13 protein-coding genes are annotated in these 18,594 nt (G+C 59.0%); 7 read left to right on the top strand and 6 right to left on the bottom strand.

Features of this window, described 5'->3' with window-relative positions; genetic code table 11:
• Nucleotides 1-185: 185 nt before the first annotated feature.
• Genes ED655_RS07820 through ED655_RS07805 form a run of 4 tightly spaced genes read left to right on the top strand, consistent with a single transcriptional unit; the run spans nt 186 to nt 5,230 of the window.
• Entirely contained in the window at nt 186-1,382 is a 1,197-nt protein-coding gene (locus ED655_RS07820) for an acetate/propionate family kinase (protein ID WP_122049684.1), read from the top strand.
• A gap of 2 nt (nt 1,383-1,384) precedes the next feature.
• On the top strand, nt 1,385-3,757 hold the full coding sequence (locus ED655_RS07815; protein WP_122049683.1) for a phosphoketolase family protein: 2,373 nt from the start codon (nt 1,385-1,387) through the stop codon (nt 3,755-3,757).
• A complete protein-coding gene (locus ED655_RS07810; RefSeq protein ID WP_062164485.1) occupies nt 3,757-4,569 on the top strand; it encodes a Cof-type HAD-IIB family hydrolase in 813 nt (270 codons plus the stop codon). The genes ED655_RS07815 and ED655_RS07810 overlap by 1 nt, the downstream gene beginning before the upstream one ends.
• Nucleotides 4,570-4,594: 25 nt before the next feature.
• Nucleotides 4,595-5,230, top strand: a complete 636-nt coding sequence (locus ED655_RS07805) for a glutathione binding-like protein (RefSeq protein ID WP_122049682.1) — start codon at nt 4,595-4,597, stop codon at nt 5,228-5,230.
• A 137-nt stretch (nt 5,231-5,367) separates the two neighbouring features.
• Here the strand turns inward: ED655_RS07805 and ED655_RS07800 are convergent, their stop codons facing one another.
• The 6 genes from ED655_RS07800 to ED655_RS07775 all read right to left on the bottom strand — a co-directional run bounded on the left by ED655_RS07800 (nt 5,368) and on the right by ED655_RS07775 (nt 13,898).
• Complete coding sequence (locus tag ED655_RS07800) at nt 5,368-6,141, bottom strand: SDR family NAD(P)-dependent oxidoreductase (RefSeq protein WP_122049681.1); 774 nt, start codon at nt 6,139-6,141, stop codon at nt 5,368-5,370.
• Nucleotides 6,142-6,158: 17 nt separating this feature from the next.
• Nucleotides 6,159-7,262 (bottom strand): ABC transporter ATP-binding protein, encoded by a 1,104-nt coding sequence (locus tag ED655_RS07795; protein WP_062164488.1) that lies wholly within the window; start codon nt 7,260-7,262, stop codon nt 6,159-6,161.
• A 54-nt stretch (nt 7,263-7,316) separates the two neighbouring features.
• On the bottom strand, nt 7,317-8,144 hold the full coding sequence (locus ED655_RS07790; RefSeq protein WP_023977319.1) for a carbohydrate ABC transporter permease: 828 nt from the start codon (nt 8,142-8,144) through the stop codon (nt 7,317-7,319).
• 4 nt (nt 8,145-8,148) lie between these two features.
• Nucleotides 8,149-9,042 (bottom strand): carbohydrate ABC transporter permease, encoded by an 894-nt coding sequence (locus tag ED655_RS07785; RefSeq protein WP_122039412.1) that lies wholly within the window; start codon nt 9,040-9,042, stop codon nt 8,149-8,151.
• A 111-nt stretch (nt 9,043-9,153) separates the two neighbouring features.
• Nucleotides 9,154-10,791 carry an FGGY-family carbohydrate kinase gene (locus ED655_RS07780; RefSeq protein WP_122049680.1) on the bottom strand — a complete coding sequence of 546 codons (1,638 nt, stop codon included), beginning with the start codon at nt 10,789-10,791 and terminating at the stop codon, nt 9,154-9,156.
• A 164-nt stretch (nt 10,792-10,955) separates the two neighbouring features.
• A complete protein-coding gene (locus ED655_RS07775) occupies nt 10,956-13,898 on the bottom strand; it encodes a TonB-dependent receptor domain-containing protein (RefSeq protein ID WP_205836000.1) in 2,943 nt (980 codons plus the stop codon).
• A 300-nt stretch (nt 13,899-14,198) separates the two neighbouring features.
• Between ED655_RS07775 and edd the strand changes: the two genes are divergently transcribed.
• The 3 genes from edd (at nt 14,199) to ED655_RS07760 (ending at nt 18,592) form a co-directional block, all read left to right on the top strand.
• The gene (gene edd, locus ED655_RS07770) at nt 14,199-16,187 is read left to right on the top strand and encodes a phosphogluconate dehydratase (protein WP_240993562.1); all 1,989 of its coding nucleotides are present in this window, start codon (nt 14,199-14,201) and stop codon (nt 16,185-16,187) included.
• Nucleotides 16,087-16,677, top strand: a complete 591-nt coding sequence (gene eda / locus ED655_RS07765; protein ID WP_240993569.1) for a bifunctional 4-hydroxy-2-oxoglutarate aldolase/2-dehydro-3-deoxy-phosphogluconate aldolase — start codon at nt 16,087-16,089, stop codon at nt 16,675-16,677. The genes edd and eda overlap by 101 nt, the downstream gene beginning before the upstream one ends.
• A 355-nt stretch (nt 16,678-17,032) precedes the next feature.
• Nucleotides 17,033-18,592, top strand: a complete 1,560-nt coding sequence (locus tag ED655_RS07760) for an MFS transporter (protein ID WP_023977313.1) — start codon at nt 17,033-17,035, stop codon at nt 18,590-18,592.
• The last annotated feature ends 2 nt before the right edge of the window (nt 18,593-18,594 follow it).

Here is an 18,594-nt window from a genome sequence, read left to right as displayed (position 1 = left end):
TATTTTCACATATCCGTGTATGACTGGCGAGTGCTGAGCGGTAAAACCCAGCATATACTTGGATTTTCAGGAATCCGGATCAATTCGATCCCTGATTACCGCCATGTTATGTCAAAACCATTAGTTGATCACGCGGTTTAACACTCGGATGCTGGCAATAAGGCCAGGCAACCCGAGGTTCTTACGTGTCCAAAAGCAGAACAATCCTCACCCTCAACTCCGGTTCATCCAGCATCAAATTCGCCTTGTTCGACGAGGACAGCACGACTGCGCGGCTTCTTTCCGGTCTGGTCGAGTATCAGGCCGGGGGCGCTGTTCTGACCACGCGGACCCCCGATGGGGTCAGCAAGCGCATGGTGATCGAGGCAACCGGCAAACATGCGACCGCGCATGGGGATATGATCCGCCACGTTCTGGATTTCGTCGAGGCCCATGAGAGCGGCAGCAAGATCGGCGCGGTCGGTCACCGTGTGGTCCATGGTGGCAGTTATTTCGAAGGACCAACCGCAATCAATGGCGAGGTTCTTGGGCAGCTTGATGACCTGATCTCACTTGCACCGCTCCACCAGCCGCCGAGCATCGCCCCGATGCGCCTGCTGCTTGAAGAAAAGCCCGACCTCTTGCAGGTGGCCTGTTTCGACACCTCATTCCATCACACGATACCGAATGTGCGCACACGCCTGCCGCTACCCGCCGCGCTGCTGGATCACGGCGCTCGTGTCTATGGATTTCATGGCCTGTCATACGACTATATCGCCAGTGAGCTCGAGGCGCGCTTCCCGGCTATCGCTTCCAAGCGCGTTCTTGTCGCCCATATCGGAAACGGCGCGAGCCTGTGTGCCATGATGCATGGGCGCAGCATTGCCACGACCATGGGGCTCACCGTTCTGGATGGCCTCATGATGGGCACACGCTGTGGGACGATTGATCCCGGCGCCATTCTGTATCTGCTGCAACAGAAGAACCTGACCCCGGCGGAAGTGCAGGATACGCTGTATTATCAGTCGGGTCTTAAAGGGGTTTCAGGGCTCTCCAGCGACATGCGCGTTCTGCGTGAGCATGAAGCTGACGAAAATGTTCAGCTTGCGCTCGAGATGTTCGTAGAGCGCTTCGTACAGCAGGCCGGCGGTCTCATTGCCCAGATGGGCGGTGTGGATGCCATCGTCTTTACCGGGGGTATCGGACAGCATGACGCGACATTCAGGCGCGCTGTCTGTCAAAGGCTGAAATGGCTCGATGTGCAACTTTGCGAAGACGCCAATCTCGCCGGACGCCCCACGATAAGTCAGAGATCGGGCAGGGTGACGGTGCTCGTCATCCCTGCTGATGAAGAAACAACGATCTTCCGTCAAACAAGAAGAATAATGAAAGGAAAACAGTGATCATGACCGCTCAAGGTCCGCTCTCTGCAAAGCAGATCGCCCTGTTTGATCAGTGGTGGCAGGCTGCCAACTATCTCTCCGTCGCGCAGATCTATCTTCTGGATAATCCGCTGCTGCGTGATCCGCTCAAACTGGAGCATGTGAAGCCTCGTCTTCTGGGGCATTTCGGAACCACGCCGGGTTTGACGCTGCTCTATCTGCACCTCAACCGCATCATCAAGGAGCGCCAGAAGAGCATTCTCTTCATCGCGGGCCCGGGTCATGGGGCGCCGGGTGTCGTCGCCGCAACCTATCTCGAAGGTACGTATAGCGAGTATTTCCCGGAAGTGTCGCAAGACATCGAGGGTGTTGGCCGCCTGGTCAAGCAGTTCTCGTTCCCCGGTGGTATTCCCAGCCATGTGGCTGCGACTACCCCTGGTTCGATTCATGAAGGCGGTGAGCTCGGCTATTCGCTCTCTCATGCCTATGGCGCCGTGCTGGACAATCCTGATCTGGTCGTAGCCTGCGTTGTCGGTGACGGTGAAGCCGAAACCGGCCCGCTCGCGACCTCGTGGCACAGCAACAAGTTCCTCGACCCGCGCAATGACGGCGCGGTTCTGCCGATCCTGCATCTCAACGGATACAAGATTGCCAACCCGACGGTGCTGGCTCGTATCCCCGAGGAAGAGCTACTGGCCCTGTTCCGCGGCTATGGTTACGATCCGGTGATCGTCGCCGGCGATGATCGTGACACCGTGCATCAGCTCATGGCGAAGGCCATGGACACCTGTTTCGACAAGATCGCCGAGATCCAGAAGCGCGCGCGCAGCGAAAACAACGCGGATCGTCCGACCTGGCCCATGATCATCATGCGCACGCCGAAGGGCTGGACTGGCCCCAAGGAGGTCGATGGTCAGCGTTGCGAGGGCTATTGGCGTTCCCATCAGGTTCCCCTGACGGATCTGGAAAAGCCGGGCCATCTGAAGATCCTTGAAGACTGGATGCGCAGCTACAAGCCCGAGACGCTGTTTGACGAGAACGGCCGCCTCCATGCCGAGATTGCCGCTCTGGCGCCGGAGGGTACCCTCCGCATGAGCGACAATCCTCATGGCAATGGTGGTCAGCTTCGTCGTCCGCTTCGTATGCCGGACATCGAGACCCACGCTCTTGCAGTGTCATCGCCCGGTGCCGTTCTTGCTGAAAGCACACGAATTCTCGGAGCATGGCTCCGTGATGTGATGCGCATGAACCTTGAGAGCCGCAATTTCCGCGTGCTGTCGCCGGATGAAAACAACTCGAACCGCCTAAATGACGTCCTTGAGGTAACCAACCGCGCCTGGACGGCCGAGACGTATTCCTATGACGATCATCTGGCACCGGATGGCCTCGTCATGGAAATCCTGAGTGAGCATACCATTCAGGGTTGGCTTGAAGGCTATCTGCTGACCGGGCGTCATGGCTTCTTCTCGTGCTACGAAGCCTTCGTCCATCTGGTTGACTCGATGGTCAATCAGCATGCGAAATGGATCAAGTCGGCGAAGGAAGTTCAGTGGCGCCGTCCGATCGCTTCGCTCAATTACCTGCTGACCTCGCATGTCTGGCGTCAGGATCATAACGGCTTCAGCCATCAGGATCCGGGGTTCATGGATCATGTGGTGAACAAGAAGGCCGATATCGCCCGCGTGTATCTGCCGCCTGATGCGAACACCCTGCTCTATGTGGCCAAGCACTGCCTTGAAAGCTGGGATCGTATCAACGTGATCGTGGCGGGCAAGCAGCCGGAACATCAGTGGCTGGATATCGATGCGGCCATCGCGCATTGCAGCCAGGGTATCGGCATCTGGCAGTGGGCCAGCAATGACAAGGGCTTCGAGCCAGATCTGGTCATTGCTTCTGCGGGTGACGTTCCCACGGTCGAGGCGCTTGCCGCTGTGCAACTGCTCCGCGAGCATACGCCTGACCTCAAGGTTCGCTTTGTGAACGTTGTCGATCTCATGACGCTGCAGTCGCCGAGCGAGCACCCGCATGGTCTGGACGATGTGACCTTCGATAATCTGTTCACCAAGGACAAGCCTGTGCTGTTCGCCTTCCATGGCTATCCGCAGCTCGTGCATCGTCTGATCTATCGTCGCAGCAATCGTGCCAACTTCCATGTGCACGGCTTCCGCGAAGAAGGCACCACCACCACGCCGTTCGACATGACCGTGCGTAACAACCTCGACCGCTATCACATCGTACTGAACGCCGTGCGTCGCGTTCCGGCCCTGTCGGGACATGCCGCCTATGTCACGCAGATGATCAACGACAAGCTTGTTGAACATAAGCGCTACATTGCCCAGTACGGTGAGGATATGCCCGAGATCCTCAACTGGAAGTGGCAGGGAAGCCGGGGCTGATGAAGCAAGCGGTTCAACTCGTCCTCGCTGACGTGGATGGGACACTGGTGACGAGGGACAAGATCCTGACACCCCGTGCCATCCGCGCCGTTCATGCCCTTCGGGAGAGGGGTATACGGTTTGCCGTGACAAGCGGGCGACCGCCTCGTGGCATGGCGATGCTGATTGAACCGCTGGCGATCGATATGCCGATTGCAGGTTTCAATGGTGGCGTTCTGGTCCATCCGGACTGGAGCGTCATCGAAACCAAACGCCTGACTCATGCCCAGGCGGAGCAGGTGCTGAAGATCATCACCGATCATGGGGCGGACCCCTGGGTCTATACGAGCCATGACTGGTTTGTTCATGACCACGATGCGCCCCATGTCTCGCGCGAGGAATGGACGGTGAAATTCGCACCCAGAGTAGACGATGTCTCCCGTCATCTGGACGACGTCGTGAAGATCACCGGTGTCAGTGACGATGCCGCGCTGATGCAGAAGCTCGAGCGTGACTTGCAGGAAGCACTTGGCCAGACAGCCTCGGCCGCTTGTTCACAGCCCTATTATGTTGACGTCACCAATCGCGAGGCCAACAAGGGCGGCGTGGTGACAACGCTGGAAGCGTTGTTCGACATTCCGGCTGCGTCGATGGTCACATTGGGAGACCAGCCCAATGATATGCTCATGTTTGCAAAGACGGGTATGTCGATTGCGATGGGGCAGGCGAATGACACGGTCAAGGCTGCGGCAACCCATGTCTCAACCTCGTGCGAGGAAGAGGGCTTTGCGATCGGGCTCGAACGTTACGTGCTGGGGGACGTTGCCACCTGATCAACTGTGATCAGGAGTTCGAAGCGTGATTGATCTGTATTACTGGCCGACGCCCAATGGCCACAAGATAACGCTTTTCCTTGAGGAGGCCGGGTTGGATTACCGGATCATTCCGGTCAATATCAGCAAGGGCGATCAATTCGCGCCCGCATTTCTCAAGATTTCGCCCAACAACAAGATGCCGGCGATTGTCGACCACGCGCCCGCTGACGGCGGTGAACCGATCAGCGTGTTTGAGTCCGGCGAGATCCTGCTTTATCTGGCCGAGAAAACCGGATTATTCCTCTCTTCCGCGCCACGTGAAAAGATCAAGACCCTTGAGTGGCTGTTCTGGCAGATGGGGGGCTTCGGGCCCATGCTGGGACAGAACCATCATTTCACGCTCTATGCCCCCGAGAAGATCGCTTATGCCATCAAGCGCTATCAGGACGAGACGAAGCGCCTCTATGCGGTGCTGGAGACACGCCTGAAAGAAAGCGCCTTCGTAAGTGGAGAGCAATACGGCATTGCCGATATGGCGACCTATCCGTGGACGCGCACCTGGAAGGAACAGGGGATCGATATCGAAGCCTTCCCTGCGGTGAAAGCCTGGCGCGGGATCGTCGAGGCCCGACCGGCCACGCAGCGTGCCCTTGCGCGGGCCGATGAAGTGAAGTCCTGAGAGTTTAAACGGTGGGGCAGAATCATGGGGTTTGCCCCCACTCCTGTTCCAAAGCAAAACACCCGGCACCATTACGGCACCGGGTGTTTCTTTGCTCAAGGCCGCAACAAGCAGGTTGCGGCCCGTTTCCCGTCAGATCACCAGACGGTAAAGCCACCATCGACACTGACGATCGAGCCGGTCATCAGGCTTGCAGCATCCGACGCCAGGAACTGGACAACCGAGGCCACTTCTTCGGGCTGTCCAACGCGGCCCATCGGGGTACCATCGACCCAGCGGTCATACAGTGCGGGCTTCTGCATACCAAAGCGGGTGAGGGTGGTTTCGATATAGGTGGGGGCAACGGCATTGGCACGGATGCCATGCGGGGCCCACTCAGCGGCCAGTGAGCGAATGTACTGATGCACCCCTGCCTTCGAAGCGTTATAGGCAGCCTGCTCCTGCGGACGGTTGACGATAAGGCCGGACATCGACCCGATTGCAACAATCGCGCCTGATTTCTGCTTGATCATCACGCGTCCAACGGCCTGGCAGCAGCGGAATACGCCATTGAGATTGACATTGATCTGCTTGAGCCACTGGTCTTCCGTCATGTCCTCGGCCTTGACCTCGGAGATGCACAGCCCGGCATTGGCCACCAGAATATCGAGGCGGCCATGACGCTGGACGACGGTGTCCACGGCCTGGGTGACACTGCTCTCGGAAGTGACATCCATCGCGACGCTGCAGGCTTTCATACCCTGATCGGTCAGACTCTTGGCCGATTCAGCTGCCTTGGTCGCATCGAGGTCAGCAATGACCACATGGGCGCCGGCTTCGGCGAGCGCGGTGGCACAGCACAGACCGATGTTCTGCGCGCCGCCTGTGACGACTGCAACACGACCATCGAGGCGAAGTTTTTCCATATACATGGGGAGTGACTTTCTTGTTAACCGGCGAGACGGTGGCGCACGAGCTTCGTCAGCGCCATCCCTCTTGCGTCGAAGAGGTGACAATTTTCCGAGAGCAGGCGTAGACCGACTGTGGCATCCACTTCGCCACCGTGATCGCCATCTGTCTGCACGATAATCAACGCGCCATCCGGAAGTGCGACGTGCAAGAGCGTGAGCGCGCCAAGCCGCTCGACCATGCGGATCACACCTGAGATCTCGCCATGCGGGTCGAGCACGATATGCTCTGGTCGAACACCCAGCGTCATGGCTTCGGCAGAAGCAGACTCACCCGGTAGCACAGGCACCGTGATGGGCGTTCCGTGATCGAGGGCAACGGTCATGCCTTCTTCACCGATGCTGCGCACGGTCACGGGCAGGAAATTCATTGGCGGTGAACCGATGAAGCGCGCAACGAACAGGTTGCGGGGGTGATGATAAAGCTCGAGCGGTGAGCCAACCTGCTCCACGACACCCTTTTGCAGTACCACGATCTTGTCAGCCATAGTCATGGCTTCAACCTGATCATGGGTGACGTAAATTGTCGTTGCTTTGAGGCGACGGTGCAGGGTGGCAAGCTCGACACGCATCTGGCCACGCAGGGCCGCATCGAGATTGGAAAGGGGCTCGTCGAACAGGAACACCTTGGGGTTGCGCACGATGGCACGGCCGATTGCGACGCGCTGCCTCTGGCCGCCCGAGAGCTGTCCTGGCTTGTGCTTGAGATAGGAATCGAGCTGCAGGGTTTTGGCCACGTCGGTGATTTTCTGGCGACGTTCGGCTTCCGGCATGCCGGCCAGCTTCAGGCCGAATTCCATGTTCTGGTAGACATTCATATGCGGGTAGAGCGCATAGGACTGAAAGACCATCGCAAGGCCGCGCTTGGCGGGCTCGACATCATTGACGCGCTTGCCGTCAATCAGCAGGTCACCGCCAGAGATCTCTTCCAGTCCGGCGATCATACGCAGCAGGGTGGATTTCCCGCAGCCTGAGGGGCCAACGAAAACCACAAATTCCTCATCGTTGATCTCAAGGGAGACGCCCTTGATGATTTCTTCGGCGTGATAGGTCTTGCGGATATCGCGCAGTTCAACTTTAGCCATTGTTCACTCCGAAAGAGCGTGAGAAGCCGAAAGGAAAGGTCATTTCAGAGAGGGTCATTTCACGGCGCCAAACGTAAGGCCACGTACGAGCTGCTTCTGGCTGAACCAGCCGAAGACAAGGATCGGTGCGACGGCAAGCGTGGAGGCGGCGGAAAGCTTGGCGAAAAACAGTCCCTCGGGCGACGAGAACGAGGCAATGAAGCTCGCCAGAGGGGCAGCGCGTGACGAGGTAAGGTTGAGCGACCAGAAGGCCTCGTTCCAGCACAGGATGAGAGAGAGCAGCGCTGTAGAGGCAATGCCGGGCAGGGCGAGCGGAAGCAGCACGACGCTGATCTCCTGCCAGCGATTGGCCCCGTCCATACGACCGGCCTCAAGGATTGGCACCGGCACTTCTTTGAAGAAGGTGTAAAGCATCCAGACAATGATCGGCAGGTTGGTCAGCAGATTGATGATCGCGAGGCCGATTACCGTGTCGAGCATGTGCGTCGAGCGCGCGATCAGATAGACCGGCACGAGCACGCCGACAGGCGGCAACATGCGCGTCGAGAGCATCCAGAGCAGGGTGCCACGTGTGCGTTTTGTGGGGAAAAACGCCATCGAATACGCTGCTGGAACACCAAGGAGCAGCGCGCCGCCAGTGGCAAGCACCGACATGAACACGGTGTTGAAGGTGAAATGCCAGTAATTCTCCTGGGCAAAGACGTCGTGATAGCTTTGCAGCGTCGGCTTGAAGATTAGATGGGGCGGTGTCGAGATTGCGTCCATCTCGCTCTTGAAGCCGGTAAGGACCATCCAGAGGATCGGGAAGAAGATCCACAGCGCGACGGCCCAGCCGACGACACCGAGCGCGATTTTGGGGAGGAGTTGCGTTTTCCGGGCCATGATTTCATGCCTCCAGATTGCGGGCGACCGCACGAACGAGGAATGCAGCGATGATATTGGCGATGATGATTGCAATCACGCCACCGGCCGAGGCACCCCCGATATCGAATTGCAGCAGGGCGCGTGAATAGATCAGGAAGGCCAGATTGGTGGAGGCAACGCCCGGTCCGCCTGAGGTCGTAACCGAAATTTCGGCGAACACGGTCAGCAGGTAGATGGTCTCGATCATGATCACGACCGTGATGGCGCGGCTCAGATGCGGCAGGATGATGTAGCGAAACCGCGCGATCGGCCCCGCGCCGTCCATACGTGCCGCTTCTTTCTGCTCATGATCGAGCGACTGGACCGCCGTGAGCAGGATAAGCACGGCAAAAGGTAGCCACTCCCAGGCAACAATCATCATGACTGTCTGCATGGGATAATGGGCAAGCCAGTCGATGGGTTGTAGCCCGACTGCCCGCATCATGGCGCTGTAGACGCCATAGATCGGGTGCAGCATCAGGTTTTTCCACAACAGGGCCGAGACTGTGGGCATGACGAAGAACGGGGAAATGACCAGCACACGTGCAATGCCGCGCCCGAAGAAATCCTGGTCATACAGCACGGCCAGTAGCACACCGCCGCCAACGCTGATGACAAGAACCCCGAGCACCAGCAGAACGGTATTCAGCAGCGCATAGAGGAAGTCCGGGTCGGTCAGCAGATAGACATAATTGCTGAACCCGGCGAAACCCTTGAGGGTCGGGTCGACCAGATTATAGTTCTGGAACGAATACCAGAGTGTCAGGACGAGGGGGATCAGAGACCAGATCAACAGGATGATGACCGCAGGGGAGAGGAATACACCTGCTCCCGCTTTGCGCTTCACCCGCTCTGGTGTGGCGATGACAGCTTCCATAGGCAAGCTCCACGAGCGTAAGGCCGCTCGTCCTGGCTGTAAGGGAAAAGTTCAGCGTGTCTTGTGGGCAGTCCGGATGATGTCCCCCACGTGGGGTGGGGGCTTTGAGGTCTAGTGGGCGAGGGCTTCGGCCATCAGGGCACGATGGTGAAGCTGCTCGTCATGCATCGCCTGAAACACGGCGAATTTGGCGTTGTGATAAGGTGACGTGCTCGCATCAGGCGCGACTTCTGCGCCGACACGGGTCATCTGCGACATGGCCACGCGCATGTCGCTGTAAACACCGCCCGCAACAGCGCCGAGGATGGCCGAGCCAAGGAGAACAGCATCGGGCTCCTTGGGCAGCATGATACGGCATCCCGTTGCATTGGCATGTTCACGCAGGAACACGGGGTTCTTGGTGCCGCCCCCTGTCGCGAAGATGGTGTCGATCGCGTAGCCCTTGGCATTGAGCGCGCGGATGATATCGCGCGTGCCATAGGCCAGGCCCTGAATGGTCGCGAGATAGAGCATCACGAGGTCATCGAACCCGGCCGAGAGGCTGAGCCCGCTCACCATGCCGCGCAGGGTCGGGTCGGCGTGGGGCGACCGGTTGCCATGATAATCTGGCAGCACGTGGAATTCCGCTGTCAGCGAACCGGGCAGGGCGCCCTTTTCCAGTTCGGCCAAGCGCTCATTGAGCAGCTCGTAAACGGTGCGCCCTTCTGATTTGGCCTTTTCGGCCAGCTCAGGACCATAGGCATGGCTGGAAATCACGAAATCGACGAGTGAACCTACGGCAGACTGACCGGCTTCGTTCAGCCATGTGCCGGGGATCATGGCCTCGGAATAAGGGCCCCAGATCCCATCCACATAACGTGCCTCTTTCGACACGGCCATGTGGCAGCTCGACGTTCCACCGATCAGCGCAAGGCTGCGGTCGAGTGCGGCATCATCAACCGTCTCACCCGATGCGGAGCCGATCACACCGATGCCACCGGCATGGGCGTCAATCGCGGATACCCCGACCGGAATACCGGCTTCGAGCCCGAGTTCATGCGCGGCATCGGCACTCAGCCCGTTTCCGACGGTCTCGCCCAGCGAACGCACATCCTTGCCGATGCGCTGGTAGCCTTCATCAACCAGTTCGCCCAGACCGATTGCCTTGAAGTAGGACTCATCCCAGCCCTTGGAATGGGCGAGATAGGTCCATTTGCACACTGTCGAGCAGCAGCTGCGGGAGTCTGCGCCGGTTGCGCGCCATGTCAGGTAATCGGGAAGATCAAAGAAATAGCCGGCTTTGGCGAAGGTGTCCGGCATATTGCGCTTGAGCCAGAGCAGCTTCGGTGTTTCCATCTCGGGAGAGATGGTGCCCCCGACATAACGCAGCACCTCATACTGGCCGGCGTTGATTTCCTCAGCTTCCTTCATCGCGCGATGATCGGCCCAGAGGATGATGTCCTGCTCAGCAGCCCCCTTGGGGTCGATAGAGAGGGGCTTACCCTCCCGATCGAGGACGACGAGCGAGCAGGTGGCGTCAAACCCGATGCCGCGCACCACAGGGTTTTTCCCCTGAAGTTCGCTCATCGCTGTGCGAACGCTCTTGCAGATGGCACCCCAGATGTCCGTCGAGGATTGCTGGATGAAATCTGCCTCAGGCCGCCAGGTACGGGTGGGGGTCACGCAGGAAGCGAGCTTCTCTCCGGTGAGGGAAAACACGCCGGCGCGTGCACTGCCTGTGCCGACATCGACGCCAATAACAACTTCCATGGGAACCCATCCAAACTCTTACGAATTCGTCATATTCCCACTCAGCTTCTGGGATGCAATTCACCAATGCGTGTGATCTGTCTCAATATGTATGAGATATCGCACAAAAAAACCCGGCACCTTGAGATGCCGGGTCGATAGCCTGTTATGTTTGCCAGAAAGGGTCAGAAATTGACCCCGGCCTGGACGAACACGTTACGGCCCATGAAGAGATTGCCGTACTGGTAAACGTTGCTGTTCGTGGCACCATCAACGACGTAGGGGGGCTTCTTGTCGAACAGGTTGCGCACGCCTGTCTGGAAGTTCCAGCGGTTCAGCTGATAGGCCAGCGTGATGTCATGCGTGAAGATGCCTGGCGTCTTGTAACGGCCAACGGTGCCCTTCACGAGGTCCTCCGACTGGTTGTTCCAGACCATGCCGCCCGTATAGCTCATCATATAGATGAAGCTGAAATCGTCATGACGCCATGTTGCCGTTGCGTAGTCACGCACGCGGGGCTGACCTGTGCTGTTGTTGTACAGCAGGCGGCCATCATAATTGTACCACTGACCACCCGGCACATATTGCTGCTGATAGCTTACCAGCTGCTGGAAGTTGTTGCTCAGGTTCAGGCGATCATGACGCGTGATACGGAAGGTATAATCCAGATCGAAGTCGATACCGCTCGTATGCAGGCCGCCGAGGTTTTCATACATGGCGGTGGCGGTCTGGATCTGCTGGGTCTGGGCGTTACGTACGATTGCCGAGCAATAGCCGGTGTTTGCGCCGGTATAGCACTGATCGAGCAGATACTGCGTGCCGATGACGCTGATCATGTTCTTGAGCGTGTAGTGCCAGTACTCGACCGAGAGCGAGAGGCCCGGCACCCAGTGCGGCGTCAGCACGGTACCGAATGTGTAGGTGCGACCCGTCTCGGGCTTGATCTGGGCATTGCCGCCCTGAAGGGTCGGAACCTGCGCCGTGTTGCGCATCTCAAACCCTGGGCCAATGTTCTGACGAGCGCATGTGGCGGCAACCGTCGGGGAAGACGCGCCATAGTTGCCCATCTGCGAGCAGGGATCATAGGCGGTTTCATAGCTCAGCTGCTGACCACCGAAGAGCTCGAAGATGTTGGGCTGGCGGTAGGACGTGCCCAGCGTTCCGCGGAAGCGAATATCGCGGTTCGGTGCCCAGTTGATCGCAACCTTCCAGTTCTTTGCTGAACCGAAGGTGTTGTAGGACGAATAACGGCCCTGGGCGTCGATCGTCAGATCCTTGGCGAGGAAGGCATTCTTCAGCAGGTTCAGCTTGCCTTCGAGGTACCCTTCGGAAACGTTGAAGCCACCACCGGTATAGGCCTGGGTGTTGGTCAACGTGAGACCCTGTGCCACCAGCGGGTCGGGGCTGTCGCTCATCTGCTCGCTGCGATGTTCCATACCAAGGGCGATGCCGAGTTCGCCACCGTTCTTCCAGGGCATCGAAACGACGTGGTTGTTATGCACACGGAAGTTGGTATCGCGGAACTGGTACTGGATGTTTTCCGCCGTGGTGTAGTTGGTGTAGGCAGCGCCCTGCGGTGTCAGCTTGCCAAATGGTGAAGAGAGCTCACAGCCTGCCGATGCCTGACACACACTCGGATCATAGACGAGGCTGGTGTCCGGGTTGCCGGGATCGGTTGCGCGCAGACCCCAGGTGTTGAGCAGATTGGCATAATTGCCAATGTTCAGGCTGCGGACGTTCTCACGGTTCACACCATAGGTGTAGGACGCATCATACATCCACCCATGGGTGATCTCACCCTTCGCACCGAACATGCCGGTCACGGTGTCTGAGGCGCGCTCATAACGGCGGGACCCCCATTCACCCATGCGGCGATAGACGGTTGTATCTTCACCAAAGGGGTTGCCGGGATAATTACCCGGAACATTGACGGTATTTGCAAGGGTGCTGGGCGGGATCGAGCCGGTCATGGGCTCGGGCGCCATGAAGCTGTTCGTCGTACGGTGGCTGTAAAGCACGTTTGCATAGACTGTCAGGTGCTTGTTCACATCGTAATGTGCATCACCCGAGAGCGATGAGTCCTGATAGTTGTTGGTCAGGCTAGAATCGCGGTTGAAGGGATAGCGATCTGCCTTTGTGAACGGCACGACCGTCTGTCCATTGTCATGGGTCGTGTAGCCCTTGCCATTGCCACTATCGGGGTAGAATACGCCGTTCGTGCTGTAGGAGGAGCCGTAGGTCGGCTGGCCCGAGACAGGGTTCGTCAGCGCCACGGGGTTTGCCCACGCACGGTTACGCTGCATCACGCCGGTTGAGGTCAGGTATTGACCGAACAGGGTGATGTTGCCCTTGCCGTGGTCGAAGTTCCAGCCCTTGAACGCTGAGAGCATGCCCTCCGGCGCATCGCCATATTGCGAGATGCTGCCGCGCATCGTGATGTTGCCGGTGTTTACGTCGTGACGCATCTTGATGTTGATAACGCCTGACACGGCATCGGCGCCGTAAAGCTCTGAACCGCCATCCTTCAGGATTTCCACGCCAGCTACCTGCTGGAGCGGAATGGCATTGAGATCGACGCAGTTCGAGTTGCCATTGATGGTCGTGCGCTTGCCGTCGATCAGCACGAGAACGCGGTTGGTGCCGAGGTTGCGCAGATCGGTACAGGACACACCGCCGCCGCCATTGGTGACAGCGTTTGTCGTGGCACTGGAGCCGACGGAAGGCAGACGGGCAAAGAAATCACCAAGGTTGTTCACACCCGTCTGGGCGATCTGCTTGGAGGTGATGATCTGCACCGGGTTCGCGTTGGTGTTGTTCGAGGTGCTGAGCGCCGAGCCAACGACCGTGATGCTTTCATTGCCGGCCGGAGCGGGGCTGGAAAGCGACGACAGGCTGCTGCGACGTGCGCTGACTGGTGCTGCCGTCGTGGCAGCCACCGGGGTTGCCGTGGTGCCCGTGCTGACCGGACGCGCAGAGGTGCGAACGGCGCGCTTTGTGCTGCTCTTGTGGCTTGCCTTGTGCTGGGCCGTGGTCGTTGTGGCGGCCTGAGCGGTGACGCTTGCACCGGCGAGGATCGTTGCACCAAGCAGCATGGAGGCGCGGCAGATGCGGATGCGGGAAATGGCCATTGGTCACTTTCGCGAAAGGAATTGACGGCGGAAAGAGTTCCGAATTGGCAGCGCAGATGGCACATGGTGATCGAGGGTTTCAATATCGTAATGTAGTGTCACCCACTGCAATTGTGACATTCATATTGCTATGTGTTCCTGATGCAACAGCCTGTTGCATGGCTGCTGTTAGGAAATTGCTAATCGGGACGGAAATTGGAAATCTTATTACCGTCACACTCTTGACGTCTCGATCACGGAAACTTTACAAGGTCACAGCTCGCGAAAACGCGAGCACGAAACAGCTTCCAGTGAGCCGCCATGACCGTTCATCCCGTCGTTGCTTCCGTCACCGAGCGCATCATCGAGCGCTCCGCCGTGTCGCGGCGTCGTTATCTCGCTCTCATGGAGCGAAACCGTCAGAAGGGTATTTCGCGCCCGCGTCTCGCCTGCGGCAATCTGGCCCACGCTCTCGCGGCGTCGGGGGAGGACAAGGCGCGCCTCATGCGTGGAGGTGGGGTGAATCTGGGTGTCGTCACCAGCTACAACGACATGCTCTCGGCGCATCAGCCTTATGCGCGCTATCCCGATCAGATGCGCCTTTTCGCCCGTGAAATGGGGGCGACGCTGCAGGTAGCCGGTGGCGTGCCCGCCATGTGCGACGGCGTGACGCAGGGGCAGGAGGGTATGGAACTCTCTCTGCTGTCGCGGGACAACATAGCCATGGGCACGGCCATTGCCTTGAGCCACGGAATGTTTGAGGGCGTGGCGCTGCTGGGTATATGCGACAAGATCGTGCCCGGACTGCTTATGGGCGCTTTGCGCTTTGGCCATCTGCCCGCTCTGCTCGTTCCGGCAGGCCCCATGACGTCTGGGCTGCCGAACAAGGAAAAGCAGCGCGTGCGGCAGCTCTATGCCGAGGGAAAAGTGGATTCGAGCGCGTTGATGGAGGCTGAGGCTGCTTCCTATCACAGTGCCGGAACCTGCACCTTTTATGGCACGGCCAACACCAATCAGATGATGGTGGAGATGATGGGCCTGATGTTGCCCGACTCTGCTTTCTGGAACCCGAGCACCCGCATCCGTCAGGCGCTCAACCGCAAGGCTGTGCATCGCCTTGTCGAAATTTCACGGCCGGGCGCGGATCATCGCCCGCTTGCCCGGATGGTGGATGAAAAGGCCATCGTGAATGCAGCGGTCGGGCTTTTGGCCACGGGTGGGTCCACCAATCATGCCATCCACCTGCCGGCCATCGCGCGTGCAGCAGGTATCTCCATTGACTGGAGCGATCTCGATGCGCTTTCCGGGGCCGTGCCGCTGCTCACGCGGGCTTATCCCAACGGTTCGGCCGATGTGAATGCCATGCAGGAGGCCGGTGGGCTTCCAACGCTGATCGCTGCGCTGAGCGAGGCCGGGATGTTGCACCAGGATATTCTGACGGTGTCGAAGGGTGGCTATGCGGATTACGCCTGCCGTGCCCGACTGGAGGGAGAGGCCCTTCTCTACAGTGCAGCGCGTACGTCATCCGATCGCAGCGTACTGCGCGATACACGCGAGCCTTTCCGTCAGGATGGCGGGATGCGCCTGGTTCAGGGCAGTCTCGGCCGTGGCATTTACAAGACGAGTGCCGTTGATGATGACCGCCAGACCATCGAGGCACCGGCTGCAGTGTTTCATCGTCAGGAAGATGTCATCGCCGCTTTCAAGGCAGGCAAGCTGAACCGCGACGTCATTGTGGTGGTTCGTTTTCAGGGGCCGGATGCAAATGGCATGCCAGAGCTGCATCGCCTGACGCCCACTTTGGCAGTCCTGCAGGACAAGGGCTATCGCGTGGCGTTGCTCACGGATGGTCGCATGTCGGGCGCGAGCGGGAAGGTGCCAGCCGCCATCCATATCTGCCCTGAGGCCCAATCCGGCGGGCCGATTGCCCTGATCGAGGATGGCGACATGCTGCGTATCTGTGCCCGCCGTGGGCAGATCGAAGCGCTGGTCGAGCCCGCCATCTGGCAGGCGCGTCAACCGGCCTTGCCGCCTCTGCCCGGACTGGGTACGGGACGCGAACTGTTCACACTGATGCGTAGCCGGTCCGATACGGCAGAAAAAGGGGGCTCAGCCATGCTCGCCGCTCTCGAAGACACGATGGACCTTCACGCCACAGAACTCGACAAGGAATTCTTCGATGCTCGACACGACTCTGCTCGACTCGGTCATGACGCGTTGTCCGGTCATTCCGGTCCTGGTCATACCGGACCTGTCTCTGGCCCGGCCGATCGCGCAGGCGCTGGTCGCGGGCGGGTTGACCACGCTTGAGGTGACGCTGCGCACCGAATGCGCGCTCGATGCCATCCGGGAAATGTCCAAGGTTGAGGGCGCTCATGTCGGTGCGGGCACTGTGCTGAATGGTGACGATCTGGCACGCGCTGTCGATGCGGGATCGCAGTTCATCGTAAGCCCCGGTCTGACGCCAGAAGTGGCTGCCGCAGCCCAGCGTCATGACGTGCCTCTTCTGCCGGGCGTGGCCAATGCGGGTGATATCATGCGCGGGCTCGACCTCGGACTGAGCCGGTTCAAGTTCTTCCCTGCTATGGCCAATGGGGGCCTGCCCGCGCTCAAGGCGCTTGCTGCCGTGTTCGGCAAGGCCCGTTTCTGCCCCACGGGCGGGATCACGGAAGATAACGCGAGTGCCTGGCTCACCGAACCCGCTGTTACATGTGTGGGCGGTTCCTGGCTTACGGCCGGTCCGTTCGACGCAGCCGCGATCGAGGCACGTGCCCGCAATGCTGCGAAGATGGCAGGCTGAGGCCAGACGTAAGGAGAGAAAGACCTTCTGACAGATCCGCGATGATGGGCCGGGTTCGAGCGGCCCGGATGCGCGCTTAGGCGTCAGGCAGGAAGGCAGTAGCGAGGGGGCGTATGTGAGAGCCGTGCTGTCTCACTGCCTGTCTTGTGGGGTGTGTTCGGCGCACCATGGAATATGAAAGACTGTCCCCCGGGTTCATGGTCTTGCTTGGGGTACGTCCCTGATCCGTCAGTCAGAAATTATAACTTAGAATTTAAGATCGGGATCATTGCCAAGTCGAAGCCTTTCGACGGATAGACACAGACATGCCCTCCTCAGAATTCCGTCCGGATCCCCACGGCTCTCAGCCGCTTTCATGACAAAGCAGGGGCGATCCTATTTCGGATTGGCTGGTGTCATCGTGCTCGCGATGACAACCGAACTCAACGAGCAGGTCTCGTCACAATCACTCCCTGATATCCTGGGCGGGCTGGGCATCAGCCACGACCCCGGGACCTGGTTCAACAGCCTATATCTTTCGGCTGAGGTCATGGGGATGTCGCTCGCGCCCTGGATGGCGCTGACCTTCGGCGTCCGTCGCTTTGCCGTGGTGGTGGCAATGATTGCCAGCCTTTCGGCTGCCTGCATCCCGTTTAACCACAATCTGACCCTGCTTTACGGGTTGCGTCTTGTCGAGGGGCTGGCTGGCGGGTTTGCCGTACCGTTGCTGCTGCTGGTGGCCCTGCGCGTGCTGGCACCCCCTGTGCGGCTTTATGGCCTCGCGGCTTACTCCCTGACAGCCACGTTTTTTCCCAATCTCAGTACGGCGCTGGCAGGTCTGTGGACCGATCTTGTCGATTGGCGCTTTGTGTTCTGGCAAGCCGTGCCTTTTGGCAGTCTGGCAATTTCGCTTATCTGGTATGGCATCGCGCCGGAGGAGCCCAATTACAAACGCTTCCGCAATTTCGACTGGAAGGGCGCGCTTCTTATTTTGTTCGGCTTCGGGGCGCTATCTACCATGTTGCAGCAGGGAGACCGGCTGGACTGGTTCAATTCGCCTGCCATCTGCGTCATGGCCCTGGTGGCGGTGGTGTGCATACCCCTTCTGGTGATCAATGAATGGGAGCAGCATACGCCGCTGTTTCGTATCCAGCTGCTCGGTCGACGCAATTTCGCCTACGGGGCAACGACGTTGCTCATTTTCCTTGTGGTGTCTCTGGCTTCATCGACCCTGCCTGCGACATTCCTGCAGGAAGTGGCTGGCTACCGGCCTGAACAGATCTACCCTGTCACGCTGGAGATTGCCTGTATCCAGCTCGTCATGCTGCCTCTCATGGCTGTGGTGCTGAACAGTAAGGCGGTTGATAGCCGCGTGGTCAGCCTGCTGGGCATGTGCCTGATCTGCATGGCGTGTATTGGCGATAGCTTTCTGACGGTCGGATGGAACCGCAACGAGTTCTATCTGTGGCAGATTTTCATGGGCGCGGGTGAGGCGATGATTGTCATGCCACTGCTCATGATGTCCACCAACTCGCTCGTTCCCGCCGAGGGGCCGTTTGCCTCGGCGATGGTCAACACCCCGCGTGCCGTGTCGCAGGCTATCGGCGTCTGGATGCTCCAGCTTATCCATCGCTGGCGCGGTGGGCTGCATTCCAACCGCATTACGGACCGCATCGGGCTGGACCGCTACCGCACCTTTCAGGCAAATGCCATTCCCCTGCAGCGCCCGGCTCCTTTACTGCCTGACGGTACCCCGCGCAGCCCGGATGCGTTGCCCACCTTCAAATATCAGCTTGCCCATCAGACGACCGTTCTGGAACTGTCTGACGCCTATCTCATCATCGCCGGGATCACGGTTTTCCTCATGGCATGGGTCATTCTCCTGCCTCAGCGGACCTATCCCCCCCGCCTCATGTTCGTGAAGAAAAAATCCTGAAT

The sequence above is a fragment of the Asaia bogorensis genome (genome assembly GCF_900465345.1).
GTDB lineage: Bacteria > Pseudomonadota > Alphaproteobacteria > Acetobacterales > Acetobacteraceae > Asaia > Asaia bogorensis_A.
Note: the sequence above shows the minus strand (reverse complement) of the source record. Positions and strands in the feature narration are given on the sequence as shown.

Coding starts and splice junctions, on each gene's coding strand:
- ED655_RS07815 (WP_122049683.1), top strand. CDS start 1,385: ATGACCGCTCAAGGTCCGCTCTCTGCAAAGCAGATCGCCCTGTTTGAT.
- ED655_RS07810 (WP_062164485.1), top strand. CDS start 3,757: ATGAAGCAAGCGGTTCAACTCGTCCTCGCTGACGTGGATGGGACACTG.
- ED655_RS07800 (WP_122049681.1), bottom strand. CDS start 6,141: ATGTATATGGAAAAACTTCGCCTCGATGGTCGTGTTGCAGTCGTCACA.
- ED655_RS07795 (WP_062164488.1), bottom strand. CDS start 7,262: ATGGCTAAAGTTGAACTGCGCGATATCCGCAAGACCTATCACGCCGAA.
- ED655_RS07790 (WP_023977319.1), bottom strand. CDS start 8,144: ATGGCCCGGAAAACGCAACTCCTCCCCAAAATCGCGCTCGGTGTCGTC.
- ED655_RS07785 (WP_122039412.1), bottom strand. CDS start 9,042: ATGGAAGCTGTCATCGCCACACCAGAGCGGGTGAAGCGCAAAGCGGGA.
- ED655_RS07780 (WP_122049680.1), bottom strand. CDS start 10,791: ATGGAAGTTGTTATTGGCGTCGATGTCGGCACAGGCAGTGCACGCGCC.
- ED655_RS07775 (WP_205836000.1), bottom strand. CDS start 13,898: ATGGCCATTTCCCGCATCCGCATCTGCCGCGCCTCCATGCTGCTTGGT.
- edd (WP_240993562.1), top strand. CDS start 14,199: ATGACCGTTCATCCCGTCGTTGCTTCCGTCACCGAGCGCATCATCGAG.
- eda (WP_240993569.1), top strand. CDS start 16,087: ATGACGCGTTGTCCGGTCATTCCGGTCCTGGTCATACCGGACCTGTCT.
- ED655_RS07760 (WP_023977313.1), top strand. CDS start 17,033: ATGACAAAGCAGGGGCGATCCTATTTCGGATTGGCTGGTGTCATCGTG.